This is a genomic window from Halorubrum sp. SP3 (assembly GCF_005435195.1).
GTDB classification, from domain to species: Archaea; Halobacteriota; Halobacteria; order Halobacteriales; family Haloferacaceae; genus Halorubrum; species Halorubrum sodomense.
On sequence record NZ_SGTU01000414.1, the window covers coordinates 1 to 424 of the forward strand.

Consider the following 424-nt stretch of genomic DNA (forward strand, 5'->3'; position numbering starts at 1 on the left):
GACGCTCGACGCCCGCTACGACGCCTTCTCCCACTACCTCGACCAGGACGACTGGGACCTCTTCTTCGGCGTGTTCATGAGCACCGACCGGGTGAACCACTTCCTCTTCGGCGACTACGCGACCGACGGCGAGTACAAAGAGGAGTTCCTGGCGTTCTACCGCAAGCTCGACGGCTACATCGGCGAGATCCGCGACTCGCTCGACGACGACACCACCCTGATCGTCGCCTCCGACCACGGGTTCACCCGACTGGAGTGGGAGGTGAACTGTAACCAGTTCCTCGCCGACGAGGGGTGGCTCTCCTACGCGGACGACGACCACGACGCGCTCACCGACATCGACGACGAGACGCGCGCGTACTCGCTCATCCCCGGTCGCTTCTACCTCAACGTAGAGGGCCGCGAGCCGAACGGCGTCGTCCCC

At 64.9% G+C, this 424-nt stretch carries 1 protein-coding gene; it reads left to right on the forward strand.

Annotated elements, in window-relative coordinates; all coding sequences use genetic code 11:
• Nucleotides 1-424 (forward strand): alkaline phosphatase family protein (locus EXE42_RS17050; protein WP_199240805.1); only part of this gene is annotated, 424 nt, incomplete at both ends.